The organism is Grimontia sp. AD028 (assembly GCF_000973155.1).
GTDB classification, from domain to species: Bacteria; Pseudomonadota; Gammaproteobacteria; order Enterobacterales; family Vibrionaceae; genus Enterovibrio; species Enterovibrio indicus.
In genome coordinates this window covers 23416-39158 of the sequence record NZ_LASY01000049.1, presented here as the reverse complement: position 1 = coordinate 39158, position 15743 = coordinate 23416, and the positions used below count along the sequence as shown (strand labels likewise).

The window sequence follows — 15743 nt, the reverse complement described above, 5'->3', positions numbered from 1 at the left end:
TCCATTGTCACAGCTCCCTATCGACAGCGTCTTAGATGACGTGATCTCCGCACTGACCCAATCTTCGCAAGTGATTCTTAAAGCGCCGCCGGGGGCAGGTAAATCGACAAGATTGCCGCAGGCGCTGCTGGAGAAAAATGTCTTCGAAGGAAAAATCATCCTGCTGGAACCCCGTCGTCTGGCGGCAAGAAACATTGCCCGCTTTCTTGCTTCCCAGCGCGGTGAGAAAGTAGGCGAGACGATAGGTTTACGTGTGCGTGGAGAAACCCGTGTCAGTGACAAAACCCGCCTTGAGATCGTCACTGAAGGCGTACTGACAAGAATGATCCAATCTGACCCAGAACTCGACGGTGTGAGTTTGGTGATCTTCGATGAATTCCATGAGCGCAACCTTCATGCGGATCTTGCGCTGGCGCTCTCTTTGGATGTACAGGGCGCGCTTCGTGATGATTTAACCTTATTGGTGATGTCAGCGACACTGGACGATGCAGCGCTAACGACCCTGCTACCTGAAGCCAGGGTACTGACGTCCGAAGGCCGAAGCTTTCCGGTTGAAGTGCGTTATCAGCCGATTGCGAAACAATACGGCTATGAGGGTTTAGTGGCGTCTGCCGTTGCGAAATTGATGCAGGAAGAAGAGGGCTCAGCGCTGGTGTTCTTGCCTGGCGCAGGAGAAATCACCCGCGTCGCAGAAACTTTGGAAATGAAAGTACCGGATGGTGTGATGGTTTGTCCGCTGTTTGGTCAGATGAATGCTAAAGAACAACAAGCGGCGATCGCACCAGCATCGAAAGGCCAACGTAAGGTGGTACTTGCAACCAACATTGCTGAAACCAGTTTGACGATTGAAGGCATTCGCTTGGTGGTGGATTCAGGACTTGAACGCGTGGCGCGCTTTAACCGCAAAACTGGCATCACCAAGCTCGAAACGGTGCAGATTGCGCGCTCGTCTGCGATTCAACGGATGGGGCGGGCAGGTCGCTTATCAGCGGGCCTTTGTCTTCGTCTTTACAGTGAAGACTCGTTCCAGCGGATGCGGGCGGTTCCAGATCCAGAAATCGTTACCAATGACTTGATGCAACTGGTGCTGGAAATCGTGCAGTGGGGCTGTGCGCCAGAAGATTTGCAATGGCTTGACCTTCCGCCGACCCAACATTGGCAGCAAGCCGTTACCCTATTGCGACAGCTGGATATTCTCGATGAACACAATGCGCTGACGCACAAAGGCAAGCAGGTGACTGAGCTGGGAACAGATGCCCGTCTTGGTGCAATGCTTATAGCGGCAAAGGTGTTTGGTGAGGAAGCCACTTCCACAGCCTGCTGGTTGGCAGCATGGGCAGAAGAGCCACCGCGAGGCAAAGCCGACCCTGATTTGCACCTTCAATTGATGATAGCAATGAAAAAGCCGACCTGCCGCCAGCGTGCCGCGCAATTGGCTGCGAGAATGAAGTGCACACTGTCGGAGGATTTATCCGGTGACTGGTTGCCGATACTTGCTGCTGCAGCGTGGCCGGATCGGATTGCCAAGTCCCGCGGCAACAATGGTCGATTCTTATTGAGCAATGGCCATGGGGCGCAAGTCGATGCCGATCATCCACTCTCAGGGGAAGAAGCGTTAATTGCGGTGGACTTAATGAGTGTGGCGCAGGGTGATAGCCGCATTTTTACCGCAGTGCGTACGGATTTTTCAACGTTGCAAACCCGTTTGCCTTCACTGTTTTCTGAACGCGAATGGGTAGACTGGGACGAAAAGAAAGGCGCGTTGGTCGCTGAGGAACACCTTTGCTGCGGTGACATCGTTGTCGCTAAAAAAGCGATAGCACGATTAAGTGATGACATGCTGACCCGCGCGCTGATTCGGGCGATTAAGCGAAAAGGCGAAACATCATTACCGATGTCAGACAAAGCGGTAAGCCTTTTGAACCGGGCGCGATGTGCGCAAAGCTGGGAATTAGCCATTTCGCTGCCTCCGCTTGATGAATCTGCGCTGTTGGGATCGCTCGACGATTGGCTGGCACCGTTTATGAACGGTATTCGTAGCTTGAAGGATTTGAAGAAAATCGACTTCTTCAGTGCACTGGAAGCTTGGTTTGGCTGGGACATCACCAAACAGCTTAACCAACTGCTGCCGGAAACTTACGAAGTACCAACAGGCTCGCGATACGCTATTCGCTACCAACAGGGACAAAAACCGGTCTTGGCGGTCAGAATGCAGGAAATGTATGGTCAGGCGACATCACCGACTATCGCCGATGGCAAAGTGACTCTGGTGGTGGAGCTATTGAGCCCGGCACAGAGGCCGCTGCAAATTACGCAAGACTTGGCAGGGTTCTGGCAAGGTGCTTACCGCGAAGTGCAGAAAGAAATGAAAGGGCGCTACCCGAAACATGTGTGGCCAGATGATCCAGCAAATCATCAGCCGACACGATTAACTAAAAAACACTTTAAACCGGAAGCCTGAACCAGACTTCATGACAAAAGAAACTAAGAACACCAAACCCCGCACGCGACGCAAAACGGCGAGCCCGCGTGGTGGCAAGAAGAAAACGGCTCCGGCGAAAAAGGGCTGGGGCAGAAAACTGCTCTCCTTTGGCTTTAAATGCACGCTGGTTTTTGTGGCAGTCATGGCGATTTGGGGGATTTATCTGGATAGCAAAATCCAGGAGCGCTTTGACGGACAAATCTGGCAGCTGCCTGCCGTGGTATATGGACGCATTCTGCATCTTGCACCCGGAGAGGCCGTTACCATTGATACCCTGAAGCGCGAGCTCGACATCCTCAACTATAAGCGTGTGCGCAATCCAAGCCGGCCGGGTGAGTATTCCGCATCGAAAACCCGCGTCGAGATTATTCGTCGTCCTTTTGAGTTTGAAGACGGGCCGGAGCAGGCGCAACACGTGATGATCTCCTTTTCTGGGGAAGGCGTGCAAAGCCTGAAGCAGCTCGACAGTGGTAAGCAACTGGGTTATCTACGAATTGAACCCAAGCTGTTGGGCACCATGGAGTCGAACACGGATGAGCAGCGTATCTTCCTGCCTCGTGAACGATTCCCTGAGTTTCTAGTTGATGCGCTACTGACCACGGAAGACAGAAACTTCTATCACCATGATGGCGTATCTCCCCTTGCGATTGCCCGTGCATTGGTGGTCAACCTCAAAGCAGGCCGAACGGTGCAGGGGGGTTCAACTCTCACCCAACAGCTGGCGAAAAACCTGTTTCTCACCCGCGACCGCACCTTGTGGCGTAAAGCGCAGGAAGCTTATATCGCCGTGCTGCTGGACTATCGCTACAGCAAAGACCGGCTTCTCGAGGCCTACCTGAACGAAGTGTATCTGGGTCAGGCGCGCGGCAAGGGCGTCCATGGTTTCCCTTTAGGAGCGCGCCTTTACTTTGGTCGTCCAATTGAAGAGCTCAGTATTGATCAGTTGGCGTTGCTGGTGGGTATCGTTAAAGGCCCTTCGTACTACAACCCTTGGCGTTATCCAGAGCGTGTGCAGGAAAGGCGTGATCTTATTCTTCGCATGATGATGGAAAGTGGCGTTATCTCTTCTGGTCAATACGCAGAAGCTGCGGGGCGCAAGCTTGGCATTCAGAAATCACCAAGCATTAACAGCAGGCAGCCTGCTTACTTTGAACAACTGACCCGCGAAATCCGCGAGCGAGTTGGCAGCCAATTTAACCCGGAGAGTGGTCTTCGCGTGTTCAGTACGCTGGATCCTTTGTCTCAGTCGATCATCGATAAAACCGTGGTTAAGAAGGTGGATCAACTGAAGAAAGTTGCCGGAAAAGATCTGGAAGCGGCAGTGGTGATTGCAGACCGCCAAAGTGGGGAGATTCGTGCCATGGTCGGAGGCAGCCGCCCTGGTTATGCTGGTTTTAACCGGGCACTCAATGGCAGCCGACAGATTGGCTCGCTTTCCAAACCGGCTGTGTATCTTGCGGCATTGTCTGATCCTGACAAATACAATCTGGCGTCACCATTGGATGATAAACCCATTGTGTTGAAAGGCGATCAGGGCAGCGAGTGGAAGCCACGCAACTACGACCGAAAATTCCGTGGGCAGGTGCCCTTGCTCAAAGCGCTGGCGCATTCCTACAACATTCCGACGGTTAACCTTGGTCTCGCAGTGGGCTTGGGAACGGTGATTGATACCTACGAAGAACTGGGTGTCGACCCCGACCAAATCACCCGTGTGCCGTCATTGCTTCTTGGGGCATTTACCCTGACGCCGATGGAAGTCACGCAAATGTTCCAGACTATCGGCAGTGGTGGACGGAAAGCTGATTTAACAGCGTTGCGTGCAGTCGTTACCCGTGATGGTCAGGTGCTTTACCGCAATTGGCCAAAGTCGAGCCAGACAGTCTCCGAGCAGGCAAGCTGGCTGACCATGTACGCGATGAAGGAAGTGGTAAGAACGGGCACAGGGCGCTATCTCAACCCTTCTTTTGGCTGGGCAGGTCTTGCGGGCAAAACAGGCACCACAGACAACAACCGTGACAGCTGGTATGTCGGCATTGATGGTCGGGAAGTGGTCACGGTCTGGCTAGGCCGCGACGATAACAAGTCGACCAAACTGACCGGCTCATCCGGTGCTTTACGTTTGTACGCGGATTACATCAAAGCAAGGCAACCTGAGCCTTTGACGCTTAACTGGCCTTCTGAACTTGCCAGCGTGCCGTATCAGGTCAGGGAAGGGCAGTTTGTGACGGATTGCTTCAGCGAGAGTAAGTTGCCAATGTGGGACCCGAAAGGTCATTGGCGCAAGCGGTGTGACAAGCCCGATCCCGTTGGGTGGCTGCAATCGATATTTAATTAAATCCAGAAGGGGTTGGACGAGCGTTCAGCCTTTTCTTTTGACTGGTGATAAATTGCAGATACAAAAAAGCCTCGTCAATGACGAGGCTTTTTTGTTTTAGATGGTGCCGGCTACCGGAGTCGAACTGGTGACCTACTGATTACAAGTCAGTTGCTCTACCAACTGAGCTAAGCCGGCACACAAACCGTGGAAACGTTGCTTCTTACTGAGCCACATTTCCTTGCAACCGAATTATCGATTGCTGAAATATGGTGCCTCGAGGCGGAATCGAACCACCGACACGGGGATTTTCAATCCCCTGCTCTACCGACTGAGCTATCGAGGCAACGGGCGCCATTAAATAGCAGAGCTGGGTTCTTGTCAAAATAATTTCTCACCCAAATTGTTCGATTGCTGCTTTTTTACCTGATTCGATGCGATTTAAATCAGGCTGATTCAGGTTTGACCAGTTTTCACAGTGTTGTGATGAGCTTATCAGTTATATCCGGCAGGTCTGTGTGGACTTAAACAGGGACTCCGGTTTTGAAAATGACAGGACTTCTGGTCAAAGTGTCAGGATTCTTACCGAATGTCGCACTATAAATCCAATTGGTTAAAAAACTTTCATTTTTCCCATTATTGCTACACTTAGTGGTACATAAAACTTTTCGACGTAAGTCAATTGTTAGGGGAGGGAATTCTGCGATGGGATTCTCATTGGGGGAACAACTAGACATTACACAGGTGATGGGCCTAAAAGATCGCCTGCAAGCCGAATTAGAGAAGTCAGACAGCTTGCTGATCGATGGTAGCGAAGTATCACGTGTTGATGCACCAGGATTACAACTCCTACTTACCGCCAGAAACCTTTGCCACAACCAATCAATCAGTTGGAAGTGGGAAGGCGCGTCCGGTGAATTGGTGGGAGCAGCAAAAACATTAGGGTTGGTTGAGCCGTTAGGTTTGGTCGATTTTGCTGAGTAAGTTTTTCAGGTAGTTCAATCAGGGTGACAGTATGCGAAAAATTCTAGCTGCGGACGATTCTGTATCTATTCGTCAAATGGTAAGCCACACGCTCAAAGAAGCGGGCTATCAGGTAGAAACCGCCAACGACGGCGCTGAAGCGCTGCAAAAAGCCAAGTCGGGCCAATACGATGTCATTATCTCCGACGTCAACATGCCAAACATGGATGGACTGGAATTTGTCCGTCAGGTACGTGCTGTACCGCAATATAAATTCACACCGATTCTGATGCTGACCACTGAAACGTCGGCAGAGAAAAAGAGTATGGGTAAATCTGCCGGCGCTACTGGCTGGATTGTTAAGCCGTTCAACCCTGACACTCTGTTGAAGACCCTACAACGCGTTATTTAAGTGTTCCACCAAGGAGATCGCTATGGCTTTGGACATGGACCAACTGCGCCGGATTTTCTATGAGGAGTGTCGTGAGAACCTTGAAGTCCTGGAGCGTGAGCTGCTTGCCCTTGACCCGGATGCAGACGTTGATCTTGATATTATCAACACTATTTTCCGGGCTGCTCACTCGATAAAAGGCGGTGGTGCGACCTTTAATCTCAATGAGATCAGCCAGTTTACTCATGTCATGGAGACATTGCTCGACGAAGCCAGGGAAGGGAAACGTCGTCTTGATGCTGCCACTATTGATTTGCTCCTCAAAGGGGGCGATTGCATCAACAGCATGCTGGTGGCTTATGAAACTGATACAGACTTCGACCACGTTTTAAGAGACGCACTGACCGACCAATTGAACGAGTTGCTTAATGGTGGCACGTCTTCCGGTAGTGCAACCCCTGCAACTGAAGCGGAAGAGCCAACGACCGAGCAGTGTGGTGGCGCAGGCGATTGGGTCGTATTTTTCCAGCCTCACAAAGAGATGTTTTTCTCAGGCAACGATCCGGTTCGAATCCTTCGTGAGATGTTCGACCTTGGTGCTGACTGTATTATCGAGTGTATTCAGGACAAGTTGCCGACCCTCGGTGAAATTGAGCCTGAGATGTGCTATCTCAGCTGGAAAATCACCGTCGATAGCGTCATCACCCGTGATCAGATTGAAGAAATCTTTGAATGGGTAGAAGACGAATGTGATTTGGAAATCACTCAGGCGGAAGGCGTTAAAGCGGAAGAGCCTGCTGTTGAGCAGGCAAGCACTGAATCTACGGCTGCACCAGCAGAAAACTCGCCAGAACCAGCGGCCGCAGCCAAACCAAAAGCGCCTGCGAAAGCACAAGCATCCAAAGCCGATGCAGTTTCCTCCATCCGTGTAGAGATCGACAAGGTCGATAATCTCATCAACCTCGTTGGTGAGCTTGTTATCACACAGTCCATGCTCACTGAGCTCAGCCAGAATTTTTCTGAAAGTAAACTTGAACGTCTGCAAGCAGGGTTGGATCAACTGCTGCAAAACACTAAAGAGCTGCAAGAGAGTGTGTTGAACATCCGCATGCTGCCCATCAGCTTTGCGTTTAACCGCTTTCCACGCCTTATCCGTGATCTGTCTTCCCAGTTGGGTAAGAACGTTGAATTGATCATCGAAGGTGAGCAAACAGAACTCGATAAGACCGTGCTGGAGCGAATCACAGACCCATTAGTTCACTTGGTGCGTAACGCGGTTGACCATGGTTTGGAAGCGCCGGATGTACGCGCCTCTAAAGGGAAATCCGAAACAGGGCGCGTCAATCTTTACGCCTACCATCAGGGCGGATCCATCGTCATCGAAGTGCGTGATGACGGTGCCGGTCTGAATAAAGTAAGAGTGTGGAAGAAAGCCATCGAGAAAGGCTTGTTGCATGCCGATACGTCGATTGACGATCTTTCCGATCACCAAGTGTACAACCTGATCTTCGCGCCGGGCTTCTCCACGGCAGAGGTGGTCTCTGATGTCTCTGGCCGTGGTGTCGGGATGGATGTGGTGAAACGTAATATCGAAGATCTTGGCGGCCACATTGAAGTGGATTCCAAGCCTGATGAAGGCAGCGTGTTCCGCATCAGTCTACCACTGACGCTGGCTATTCTTGATGGTCAATTGGTCAAACTGGCTGATCAGGTGTTTGTCGTCCCACTGATTTCGATTATCGAATCCATCCAGATCGAATCGGATCGCGTCAAAGTCGCGACCGGTGGCGTTGAACTCTATCGCCTACGGGACGAAAACATTCCCATCCTTCGCCTGAAAGAAGAATTTTGCCTTGGTGAGTCGGGCGCGCTCGACAAGCAATTGTTGTGTCTGGTGGAAGCGGGTGGCAACCGAATTGGTCTGCTACTCGACGAAATGCTTGGGCAGCAACAGGTGGTGATCAAGAGCCTCGAGTCTAACTACACCCGTGTCAACGGGATCTCGGGGGCGACGATTCTTGGTGACGGTTCCGTTTCCCTCATCCTGGATGTGCAGGGGTTGATGACGGGGTTCCTGAGTCGCGTCGGTGACGCCAACAACCATATTGCGGCTTAGGAGGAGCAAATGAGCGAGCAAGCCCTGGCTGTAGCAGAGAGTAAAGAAGGCGTGATGGAAAGTGAGGACAGACTGCAAGGTTCTGACTTCCTGAGCTTTGATCTCGCCCATGAGTTGTATGGCGTTGACATCCAAACTGTCGAAGAGATTCGCGTTTGGGAATCACCCACACTCATTCCACGCGCTCCCGAATTTATTCTCGGCGTGATCAACCTTCGCGGAATGATCGTGCCGATTATGGATCTCCGTGTGCGCTTCAATATCGGCAAAGTGGAGTATCTGCCCACGACCGTGGTGCTGATCCTCAAAGCGGGTGAAAACGCAGGCCATCGCATGATGGGGATTGTTGTTGATGCCGTGTCGGACGTGATCGACATGGGAAACAATAACCTGATCCCACCTATCGGTGACTCTGTTGTGATGCCGTTTGTCAGCGGCTTACTGAATGTGGATGCGCAGGTGATGAGCCTCCTGGATGTGGATGCGCTGCTCGATATCGACAACCTGGTGCATTAAGGAGGGGTTATGTCAGAAGACGTTATGGAATACCTCAGCTTCCTCATTGATGAAGAAGAATATGGATTGAACATCCTTGATGTGAAAGAAGTGCGCGGATGGTCAGAAGTCCGAAAGCTCCCGAATAGCGAAAGCTATCTGTTGGGCGTGCTTGAACTGCGTGGGGAATACATCCCCATTGTGGATCTCAGGCAGCGTTTCAGCATGGAGCCGTCCGTGCTCAGCAAAACCACCGTTGTGGTGATTGTGCGAAATGCCAAAGGCCAGTCCCTTGGTGTCATTGTGGATGCGGTTGCTGAGGTTTATCAGCTTTCAGCGAGCCAAATAAAGTCTGCACCCGGCTTTGTGAAAATCGATGAGCGGTACATCGAAGGTATCGCCTCAGTTGATGGTAAGCATGTGGTGTTAATCCGTTTAGAAAAACTGTTCGATTTTGACGAGTTGCATGAAGTAACGCAGCCAGATCTGGTTAGCGAGGAATAACAATTATGTCGTGGTGGAAGAAAGAGCAAACAGCTGCAGCTGAAAACACACAAAAAGATCAGGGTTTAAAGGCACACATCGTGTCCGCACTGGATACAGCGCAGACCGCACTGATGATGGTTGATCGTGATTTTAAGGTCTTCTATGTCAACAACAAATCGGTGGAGTTGTTGAAAATGCATGAAGCTCTTTTCCGATCGAAATGGCCAAGCTTTCGTGCGGACAAAGACTGGATTGAGGGAACCTGCATCGACATGTTCCATTCCAATCCGGCTCACCAACGCCAGATGCTTTCGAACCCGGCGAACTTGCCCTATGAAACCAACATTCAGGTAGAAGATGTGACACTTCGCCTTGTGGTGGGAGCGGTCACTGACGACAAAGGCGATTACATTGGTAATACGCTTGAGTGGGATGATATTACCGAGGATCTGAAAGCGGACAATGAGCGCGCCCAATTGCAAGCGGCGATTGATCAATCACTGACGGCGATGGTGCTTATTGACCGAGACTTCGCCATTACTTACATCAACGAAGAAACTGTCAGGTTGTTCGAAACTCATCAAGCGTCATTCAAACAAGTCTGGCCTGGCTTTATGGCGACCAGAGATTGGTTAATGGGACGCTGCATTGACGAATTCCACAAAAATCCGGCTCACCAGCGCCAGCTGCTTTCTGACCCCAATAACCTGCCCTATAAAACCGATATTCAGGTTGCTGGCATCGTCATCGAACTGAACGTGGCAGCTATTGTGGATGCCAGTGGCAATTACATCGGTAACAGCCTTGAGTGGCGCGATGTGACCGCTGAGCGTGAACGTGAAGTGGAAGTTGGCCGTTTAGTCTCTGCTGTTGAAGGCATGACCACTAACATCATGATGGCGGACAAAGACGGCAATATTACCTACTACAACCCTGCATTGAAGAACCTGCTACGCAGTCGCGAAAGCGACTTGCGCGGTATTTTCCCGGGTTTTCAGGCCGACAACTTGGTGGGTAAAAATATCGATATCTTCCATAAGAACCCGGCGCACCAACGGGGCATTATCGGTAACCCAGATCGCTTGCCGTACACCGCAGACATCAAGGTCGGTGAGCTTGAGTTCACCCTGACCTGTATTGCGATGTATGACGCTGCAGGAAACTACATTGGTCCTGCTCTGCAATGGGAAGACATCACTGAGCAAATGGCAGGTCAGCGCGATGTTCAGGGGCTGATTGAAGCTGCTTCTGAAGGGCGCCTTGACTCCCGCATCGATACTTCAAAATACAGCGGCTTTATGGCGAACCTCAGTGAGGGCATAAACGGCCTGCTCGACTCTATGGCTTCGCCGCTGAATAACTGCAAGGACGTCATGTCCCAAGTGTCGACCGGTAACCTCAAAGTGAACATGCCGGAAGACTATAAAGGCGACTTTGCCCAACTGAGTGATGCAGTGAATACCTCCATCACTAACCTTCGCGACATGGTGGAAAAAATCACGGCTTCTTCAGCGCGTGTGGCGTCGGCTTCCGGTGAAATTGCAGAAGGTAACTCAGACCTGAGCGAGCGTACTGAAGAGCAGGCTGCAAGCCTTGAGCAGACGGCAGCCAGCATGGAAGAGATGACCTCAACCGTGAAGCAAAATGCAGAAAGCGCCAATTCTGCTAACCGCCTGTCGCAAGATGCCAGCACCAAAGCTCAGAAAGGCGGTGAAGTGGTGAAACAGACCGTGCAGGCGATGGGTGAGATTAACAAGGCAAGCAAACGCATCTCCGACATCATCAGCGTGATTGATGAAATTGCCTTCCAGACCAACCTGCTGGCATTGAACGCAGCGGTAGAAGCGGCCCGAGCCGGTGAACAGGGGCGGGGCTTTGCGGTAGTTGCAGGTGAAGTTCGTAACCTCGCACAACGAAGCGCGGGGGCAGCGAAAGAAATCAAAGACCTCATTAAAGACAGCGTCGAGAAAGTATCCGAGGGCTCAAGGCTGGTGGATGAGTCCGGCGAAATGCTCAACGAGATCGTGGACGCTGTCGGTGAAGTCAGCACCTTGATTGGCAAGATCAATTCCGCAAGTCAGGAGCAAGCGACGGGTATCGATGAAATATCGAAAGCCGTGGTCAAGATGGATGAGATGACCCAGCAAAATGCAGCATTGGTGGAAGAAGCCTCTGCGGCGAGCCAGTCGCTCCGTGACGAGGGCAGTGAGCTTCTCAATCTTATTGGTTTCTTCCAGGTCGACAGCAGCAAAACGGGCTTCGGCGTCAGCAAAGAACCGATCAAAAGCTTCACGGGTAGTGCACCTGCGGCGCCGAGAGCACCTGCGCCTGCACCGGTGAAAAAGGCGGTGAATGCGCCAACGCCTGCTGCATCGTCAATGTCAGATGAAGATGACTGGGAGGAATTCTAACAGTGAACGCCATTCAGGCGCTGAGCCAAATCGAAGAGCAGCGCGAGTTTGAGTTTACTGATAAGGACTTCAAGTTCATTCAGGACTTTATGCTCAGGGAGACGGGAATTTCTCTCTCTGAGCGTAAAACTTCGATGGTCTACGGTAGGTTGGCGCGCAGACTCCGTCGAACCGGGTTGGACAACTTCAAGGATTATTTCTACCGGGTGGAAAATGACCTTGATGAGCGGGTGGCGTTTATCAACGCCCTCACGACCAATAAAACCCAGTTCTTTCGCGAGAAGCATCACTTTGATTACATAGTGAACACCATGGTGCCAGAGTGGCAGCAGCAGAAAAAGCGCCGTATCCGGATTTGGTCGGCAGGCTGCTCAACTGGTGAAGAGCCTTACACCATCGCGTCAACATTAGCGGCATGTGGTGTGTTAACGCCCAATTATGATTGCAAGATTCTGGCAACGGACCTCGACACGCAAGTGCTCGAAGTGGCGAGAAACGGGACGTACGGCATTGAGGCGATGAAAGCCATCCCCGACCTAATGCTTAAGCATGGATTCATTCGCGGTAAAGGCAAGAAACAGGAGCTTTTGAAAGTAAAGCCCTTGTTGCAACAGGCCATTACGTTCAAGCAATTGAATCTGATGGGGAACTGGCCCCATAAAGGCCCGCTTGATGCCATATTTTGCCGTAATGTCATGATTTATTTTGAGAAAGATGTTCAGCAGAAGCTGATAGAGCGTTATTGGGAAAAGCTCGCCAGCGGCGGCATTTTATTTATCGGTCACTCAGAAAGCATCGGACAGATGGGAAGCCGGTTTGAAAACCTGGGTCAAACCATGTTTCGCAAACCCTGACTTCAAGATCACCAAAGGTCAATAGACCCTAGCAGCATTAATATCGAGTAGCGCTCCCTATGCACAAGATTTTGGAGCTTACCGGTTGTCCGATTGGGGCAGGGGCGAGGCGTTTTTATCACCCCGGTAAGCAAATGATGATGGTAAAGATTCAGCCCGGTGAAGTGTATGTCACGACCGAGCGTGAATTGATCTCGACCGGGCTGGGATCCTGCATCTCTGCGTGTGTGTGGGATCCCTTCATCGAACTTGGGGGAATGAATCACTTTATGTTGCCGTTTGGGGATGCCGACAATATTGAGGGATGGGATCCGACTCAATGGCGCTCCAATGCTGCGCGATATGGCAACTATGCCATGGAGCTTTTGATAAACACCTTGATCCAGCAGGGTGCTGTTAAAAGCCGACTACGGGTAAAGCTCTTTGGCGGTGGCATGGTAATGGGGACGGGCAAGCAAGCCAATGTGGGTGAGAAGAACATTGAGTTCATCCGAAATTATGTGAAAAACGAAGGCCTGAATCTGGCAGGAGAGGATTTGGGCAGCGAGTTTCCACGAAAGGTGGTTTTCGATCCGATCACTGGAAAAGCCTGGGTCAAAAAATTGCGTGGATATCGTGCAGAGGTAGAAGCAGAAGAGATCAGCTATAAACGTCGCCTGGTCAATGAGGCGAAACGAGATGATGACGACAGTGCGGAGCTTTTCTAATGGGAAAAAAAGTACATAGAGTACTGATTGTCGATGACTCTGCCGTATTTAGAGCATTGCTCAGTGAAATTATCGATTCAGATCCTCAACTTGAGGTGGTGGGTTCCGCGGTTGACCCTTATGAAGCGCGGGAAAAAATCAAAAAACTCAAACCAGATGTGATCACCTTGGACATTGAAATGCCCAAGATGGATGGCGTGCAATTTTTGCGTAACCTGATGCGTCTTCATCCTATGCCGGTAGTGATGATATCCACACTTACCCAACATGGAGCAGATGCCACGCTGGCAGCGCTTGATTTGGGAGCAGTGGATTATTTTCCCAAACCGACAGAAAACGTGGCCGCAGAGATGGGTAACTACCGTCAACTGGTCATTGAGAAAGTGAAAATGGCGGCAACGGCTAACATTGCTGGCGCCACACACCGCAACCAAGGACAGATCAGTGTTTCTGGCCGTCAACTCGATTCAGACTTCGACATTATTGCTATTGGTGCTTCAACAGGCGGGACAGAAGCTATCCGGCATGTTCTGGAAGCTTTGCCCGAAATGATGCCGCCGATTGTTATCACCCAGCACATCAAAGCGGTGTTCAGTAAATCTTTTGCCGAGCGGCTTAACCGTGCCTCCAAGCTCCATGTTGAAGAACTTTCCTCTGATAAAGCGCCGCTTGTAAACGGGCGGGTGTATGTCGCACCCGGTGATTTTCACATGCAGGTCGTTAAACGCTCTGGTCGCTACTACTGCGTGAGAAATGATGGTGAGCCAGTGCAGCGCCATAAGCCGTCTGTTGATGTGATGTTTTCCTCTGTGGCGGAAGCAGCAGGTAGCCGCGCGCTGTCGATTCTGCTTACAGGCATGGGCAAAGATGGCGCTCAGGGCATGTTGGAAATGCGACATGCCGGTGCGGTGACTGTTGCGCAGGATGAAAAAAGCTCAGTGGTTTGGGGCATGCCAAAGGCAGCAGTAGAAATAGAAGCAGCACAACAAGTGCTGCCGTTAGAAAAAGTCGCGACGTACCTGGTAGGCAAAGTATATGGGTAGAAAAAGCGTTAGATGGTTCATCGCATTATTGGGCATTGCAGCGGGTTGTTATCCGTTGGTCATTGCACAGACACCGTTAACGATATCTGCAGCGGTCATTGTGTCTTTGGCTGTGTTGTTGTTGGTCAAACAAGGTGGGAAGGTGGAGCGCGTTGAGGCAGAGCCTGCCGTTGAGATACCGCAGGATGACAATAGTGTCTCCTATGAATCAACGGCTATTCTGCGCAAGATTCACAGCATCCTGAATATTGAATTGATCCCGATTCGGGAGCAACTCGACAGGCAGCAGGAAGTGATCAACGACTCTGTGCACAATCTGAACTCCAGCTTCTTTGGTATGGAGCGAGCGGTAGGAGAGCAATCCACTCTGGCAAAACACATGGTGACAGATCTTCTGAACAATCAGGAAAGTGAATTCAACCTAGCCAAAGTGTTGCCTGAAACCGAGCAGGCTATCGACCAGTACATTGATCTTTTGGTGCAGGTATCAGAGAAGTCCATTACGGCGATTCACTGCATTCATGACATGTCGGAAAAACTGCAGGCGGTGTTCGGTCTACTTGATCAGGTGCAGGCGATGTCTGACCAAACCAACCTGCTGGCGTTGAATGCGGCGATTGAGGCAGCCCGTGCAGGTGAGTTAGGCAGAGGTTTTGGTGTGGTGGCGGCAGAGGTTCGCGATTTGGCAAACCGTGCGACGTCACTCAACAGCCAAATCCACCGCGACATCAACCTTGCGCAAGACACGGTGAAACAGACCAGCGCAATTGTGGGTGAGATTGCCACCCTTGATATGACGACATCAATTGAATCTAAAACACGCATTGAATCCCTCTTAAAAGGGGTCCAGGAAGTCAATCACCAGGTCACGCTGGAGATTGGCAAGATGACTGAACAGGGTGATGCGGTGCGTGCTGAAGTATCGAAGAGTATTCAGGGCCTGCAGTTCGCGGACATCGTGTCACAGCAGGGTCAACACGTATTGAACAACCTCCACATTCTGGAAGACCTGAACGCCCTCATCATGGCGAGCCTGGAGTCTGGCAATGTGGATTGGGTCGCGCTGCACCAAGCAGTCGACGATATCGAAGAAATGGCTGGCTCAGCGGAGCGAGCACCGGCAAAACAAATGTCTGCAGATGAAGGCGACATCGAATTGTTTTAGGAGACACTATGGCCATCAGTCGTGAAGAAAAAAATGACGGCAAGTCAGTCGTAATCCATGTTAACGGGCAATTTGACTTCAGCGTTGTACAGGAGTTTCGGGATGCCTACACCGATTGTCAGGGCAAGGATATCGTGGTCGATTTTCGCGGTACCGAATACATTGACAGTGCGGGACTTGGCATGCTGCTGAATATGCAAAGCTTCCTCAATAAAAAGGAAGGCGATATCCGCCTGATCAACACCATGCCACAGATAAAACGTGTGTTGGTGATCGCCCGTTTCGAAAAGAAATTTATCATCGAGTAATTCGATTT

General features: G+C 51.1%; 13 protein-coding genes and 2 tRNA genes. 13 read left to right on the top strand and 2 right to left on the bottom strand.

Annotated elements, in window-relative coordinates:
• Positions 1-4: 4 nt before the first annotated feature.
• Both hrpB and mrcB read left to right on the top strand, forming a co-directional pair.
• Positions 5-2461, top strand: coding sequence for an ATP-dependent helicase HrpB (hrpB, locus tag RN22_RS11430; protein WP_046304373.1), 2457 nt, complete (start codon positions 5-7; stop codon positions 2459-2461).
• Positions 2462-2471: 10 nt separating this feature from the next.
• Positions 2472-4817: a penicillin-binding protein 1B gene (gene mrcB, locus RN22_RS11425; protein WP_046304372.1), complete on the top strand. Its 2346-nt coding sequence runs from the start codon at positions 2472-2474 to the stop codon at positions 4815-4817.
• A 101-nt stretch (positions 4818-4918) separates the two neighbouring features.
• On the opposite strand, the gene RN22_RS11420 is transcribed toward mrcB, so the two are convergent.
• Both RN22_RS11420 and RN22_RS11415 read right to left on the bottom strand, forming a co-directional pair.
• A tRNA-Thr gene (locus tag RN22_RS11420) sits at positions 4919-4994 on the bottom strand.
• Between the two features lie 72 nt (positions 4995-5066).
• A tRNA-Phe gene (locus RN22_RS11415) sits at positions 5067-5142 on the bottom strand.
• Between the two features lie 359 nt (positions 5143-5501).
• On the opposite strand from RN22_RS11415, the gene RN22_RS11410 reads away from it, so the two are divergent.
• From RN22_RS11410 to RN22_RS11360, 11 genes are read left to right on the top strand one after another with little or no spacing between them, the layout of a single operon-like run.
• Positions 5502-5780, top strand: coding sequence for a lipid asymmetry maintenance protein MlaB (locus RN22_RS11410; protein WP_046304371.1), 279 nt, complete (start codon positions 5502-5504; stop codon positions 5778-5780).
• A 31-nt stretch (positions 5781-5811) separates the two neighbouring features.
• Positions 5812-6171: a response regulator gene (locus tag RN22_RS11405; protein WP_002537454.1), complete on the top strand. Its 360-nt coding sequence runs from the start codon at positions 5812-5814 to the stop codon at positions 6169-6171.
• Positions 6172-6193: 22 nt separating this feature from the next.
• Complete coding sequence (locus RN22_RS11400) at positions 6194-8266, top strand: chemotaxis protein CheA (RefSeq protein ID WP_046304370.1); 2073 nt, start codon at positions 6194-6196, stop codon at positions 8264-8266.
• Positions 8267-8275: 9 nt separating this feature from the next.
• Positions 8276-8782 (top strand): chemotaxis protein CheW, encoded by a 507-nt coding sequence (locus tag RN22_RS11395; protein ID WP_046304369.1) that lies wholly within the window; start codon positions 8276-8278, stop codon positions 8780-8782.
• Between the two features lie 9 nt (positions 8783-8791).
• The gene (locus RN22_RS11390) at positions 8792-9265 is read left to right on the top strand and encodes a chemotaxis protein CheW (protein ID WP_046304368.1); all 474 of its coding nucleotides are present in this window, start codon (positions 8792-8794) and stop codon (positions 9263-9265) included.
• A 5-nt stretch (positions 9266-9270) separates the two neighbouring features.
• Positions 9271-11658 carry an aerotaxis transducer Aer2 gene (aer2, locus tag RN22_RS11385; RefSeq protein ID WP_046304367.1) on the top strand — a complete coding sequence of 796 codons (2388 nt, stop codon included), beginning with the start codon at positions 9271-9273 and terminating at the stop codon, positions 11656-11658.
• A 2-nt stretch (positions 11659-11660) separates the two neighbouring features.
• Positions 11661-12512: a protein-glutamate O-methyltransferase CheR gene (locus tag RN22_RS11380; RefSeq protein WP_046304366.1), complete on the top strand. Its 852-nt coding sequence runs from the start codon at positions 11661-11663 to the stop codon at positions 12510-12512.
• 59 nt (positions 12513-12571) lie between these two features.
• Positions 12572-13219, top strand: a complete 648-nt coding sequence (locus RN22_RS11375) for a chemotaxis protein CheD (protein ID WP_039849735.1) — start codon at positions 12572-12574, stop codon at positions 13217-13219.
• Positions 13219-14262, top strand: a complete 1044-nt coding sequence (locus RN22_RS11370; RefSeq protein ID WP_046304365.1) for a chemotaxis response regulator protein-glutamate methylesterase — start codon at positions 13219-13221, stop codon at positions 14260-14262. Before RN22_RS11375 ends, RN22_RS11370 begins: the two co-directional genes overlap by 1 nt.
• A complete protein-coding gene (locus RN22_RS11365; RefSeq protein ID WP_046304364.1) occupies positions 14255-15427 on the top strand; it encodes a methyl-accepting chemotaxis protein in 1173 nt (390 codons plus the stop codon). Before RN22_RS11370 ends, RN22_RS11365 begins: the two co-directional genes overlap by 8 nt.
• Before the next feature lie 8 nt (positions 15428-15435).
• Positions 15436-15735, top strand: coding sequence for an STAS domain-containing protein (locus RN22_RS11360; protein WP_002537468.1), 300 nt, complete (start codon positions 15436-15438; stop codon positions 15733-15735).
• The last annotated feature ends 8 nt before the right edge of the window (positions 15736-15743 follow it).

Excerpts from the sequence above, each read along its gene's own strand:
- mrcB (WP_046304372.1), top strand. The coding sequence starts at position 2,472 with ATGACAAAAGAAACTAAGAACACCAAACCCCGCACGCGACGCAAAACG.
- RN22_RS11410 (WP_046304371.1), top strand. The coding sequence starts at position 5,502 with ATGGGATTCTCATTGGGGGAACAACTAGACATTACACAGGTGATGGGC.
- RN22_RS11405 (WP_002537454.1), top strand. The coding sequence starts at position 5,812 with ATGCGAAAAATTCTAGCTGCGGACGATTCTGTATCTATTCGTCAAATG.
- RN22_RS11400 (WP_046304370.1), top strand. The coding sequence starts at position 6,194 with ATGGCTTTGGACATGGACCAACTGCGCCGGATTTTCTATGAGGAGTGT.
- RN22_RS11395 (WP_046304369.1), top strand. The coding sequence starts at position 8,276 with ATGAGCGAGCAAGCCCTGGCTGTAGCAGAGAGTAAAGAAGGCGTGATG.
- RN22_RS11390 (WP_046304368.1), top strand. The coding sequence starts at position 8,792 with ATGTCAGAAGACGTTATGGAATACCTCAGCTTCCTCATTGATGAAGAA.
- aer2 (WP_046304367.1), top strand. The coding sequence starts at position 9,271 with ATGTCGTGGTGGAAGAAAGAGCAAACAGCTGCAGCTGAAAACACACAA.
- RN22_RS11375 (WP_039849735.1), top strand. The coding sequence starts at position 12,572 with ATGCACAAGATTTTGGAGCTTACCGGTTGTCCGATTGGGGCAGGGGCG.
- RN22_RS11370 (WP_046304365.1), top strand. The coding sequence starts at position 13,219 with ATGGGAAAAAAAGTACATAGAGTACTGATTGTCGATGACTCTGCCGTA.
- RN22_RS11365 (WP_046304364.1), top strand. The coding sequence starts at position 14,255 with ATGGGTAGAAAAAGCGTTAGATGGTTCATCGCATTATTGGGCATTGCA.
- RN22_RS11360 (WP_002537468.1), top strand. The coding sequence starts at position 15,436 with ATGGCCATCAGTCGTGAAGAAAAAAATGACGGCAAGTCAGTCGTAATC.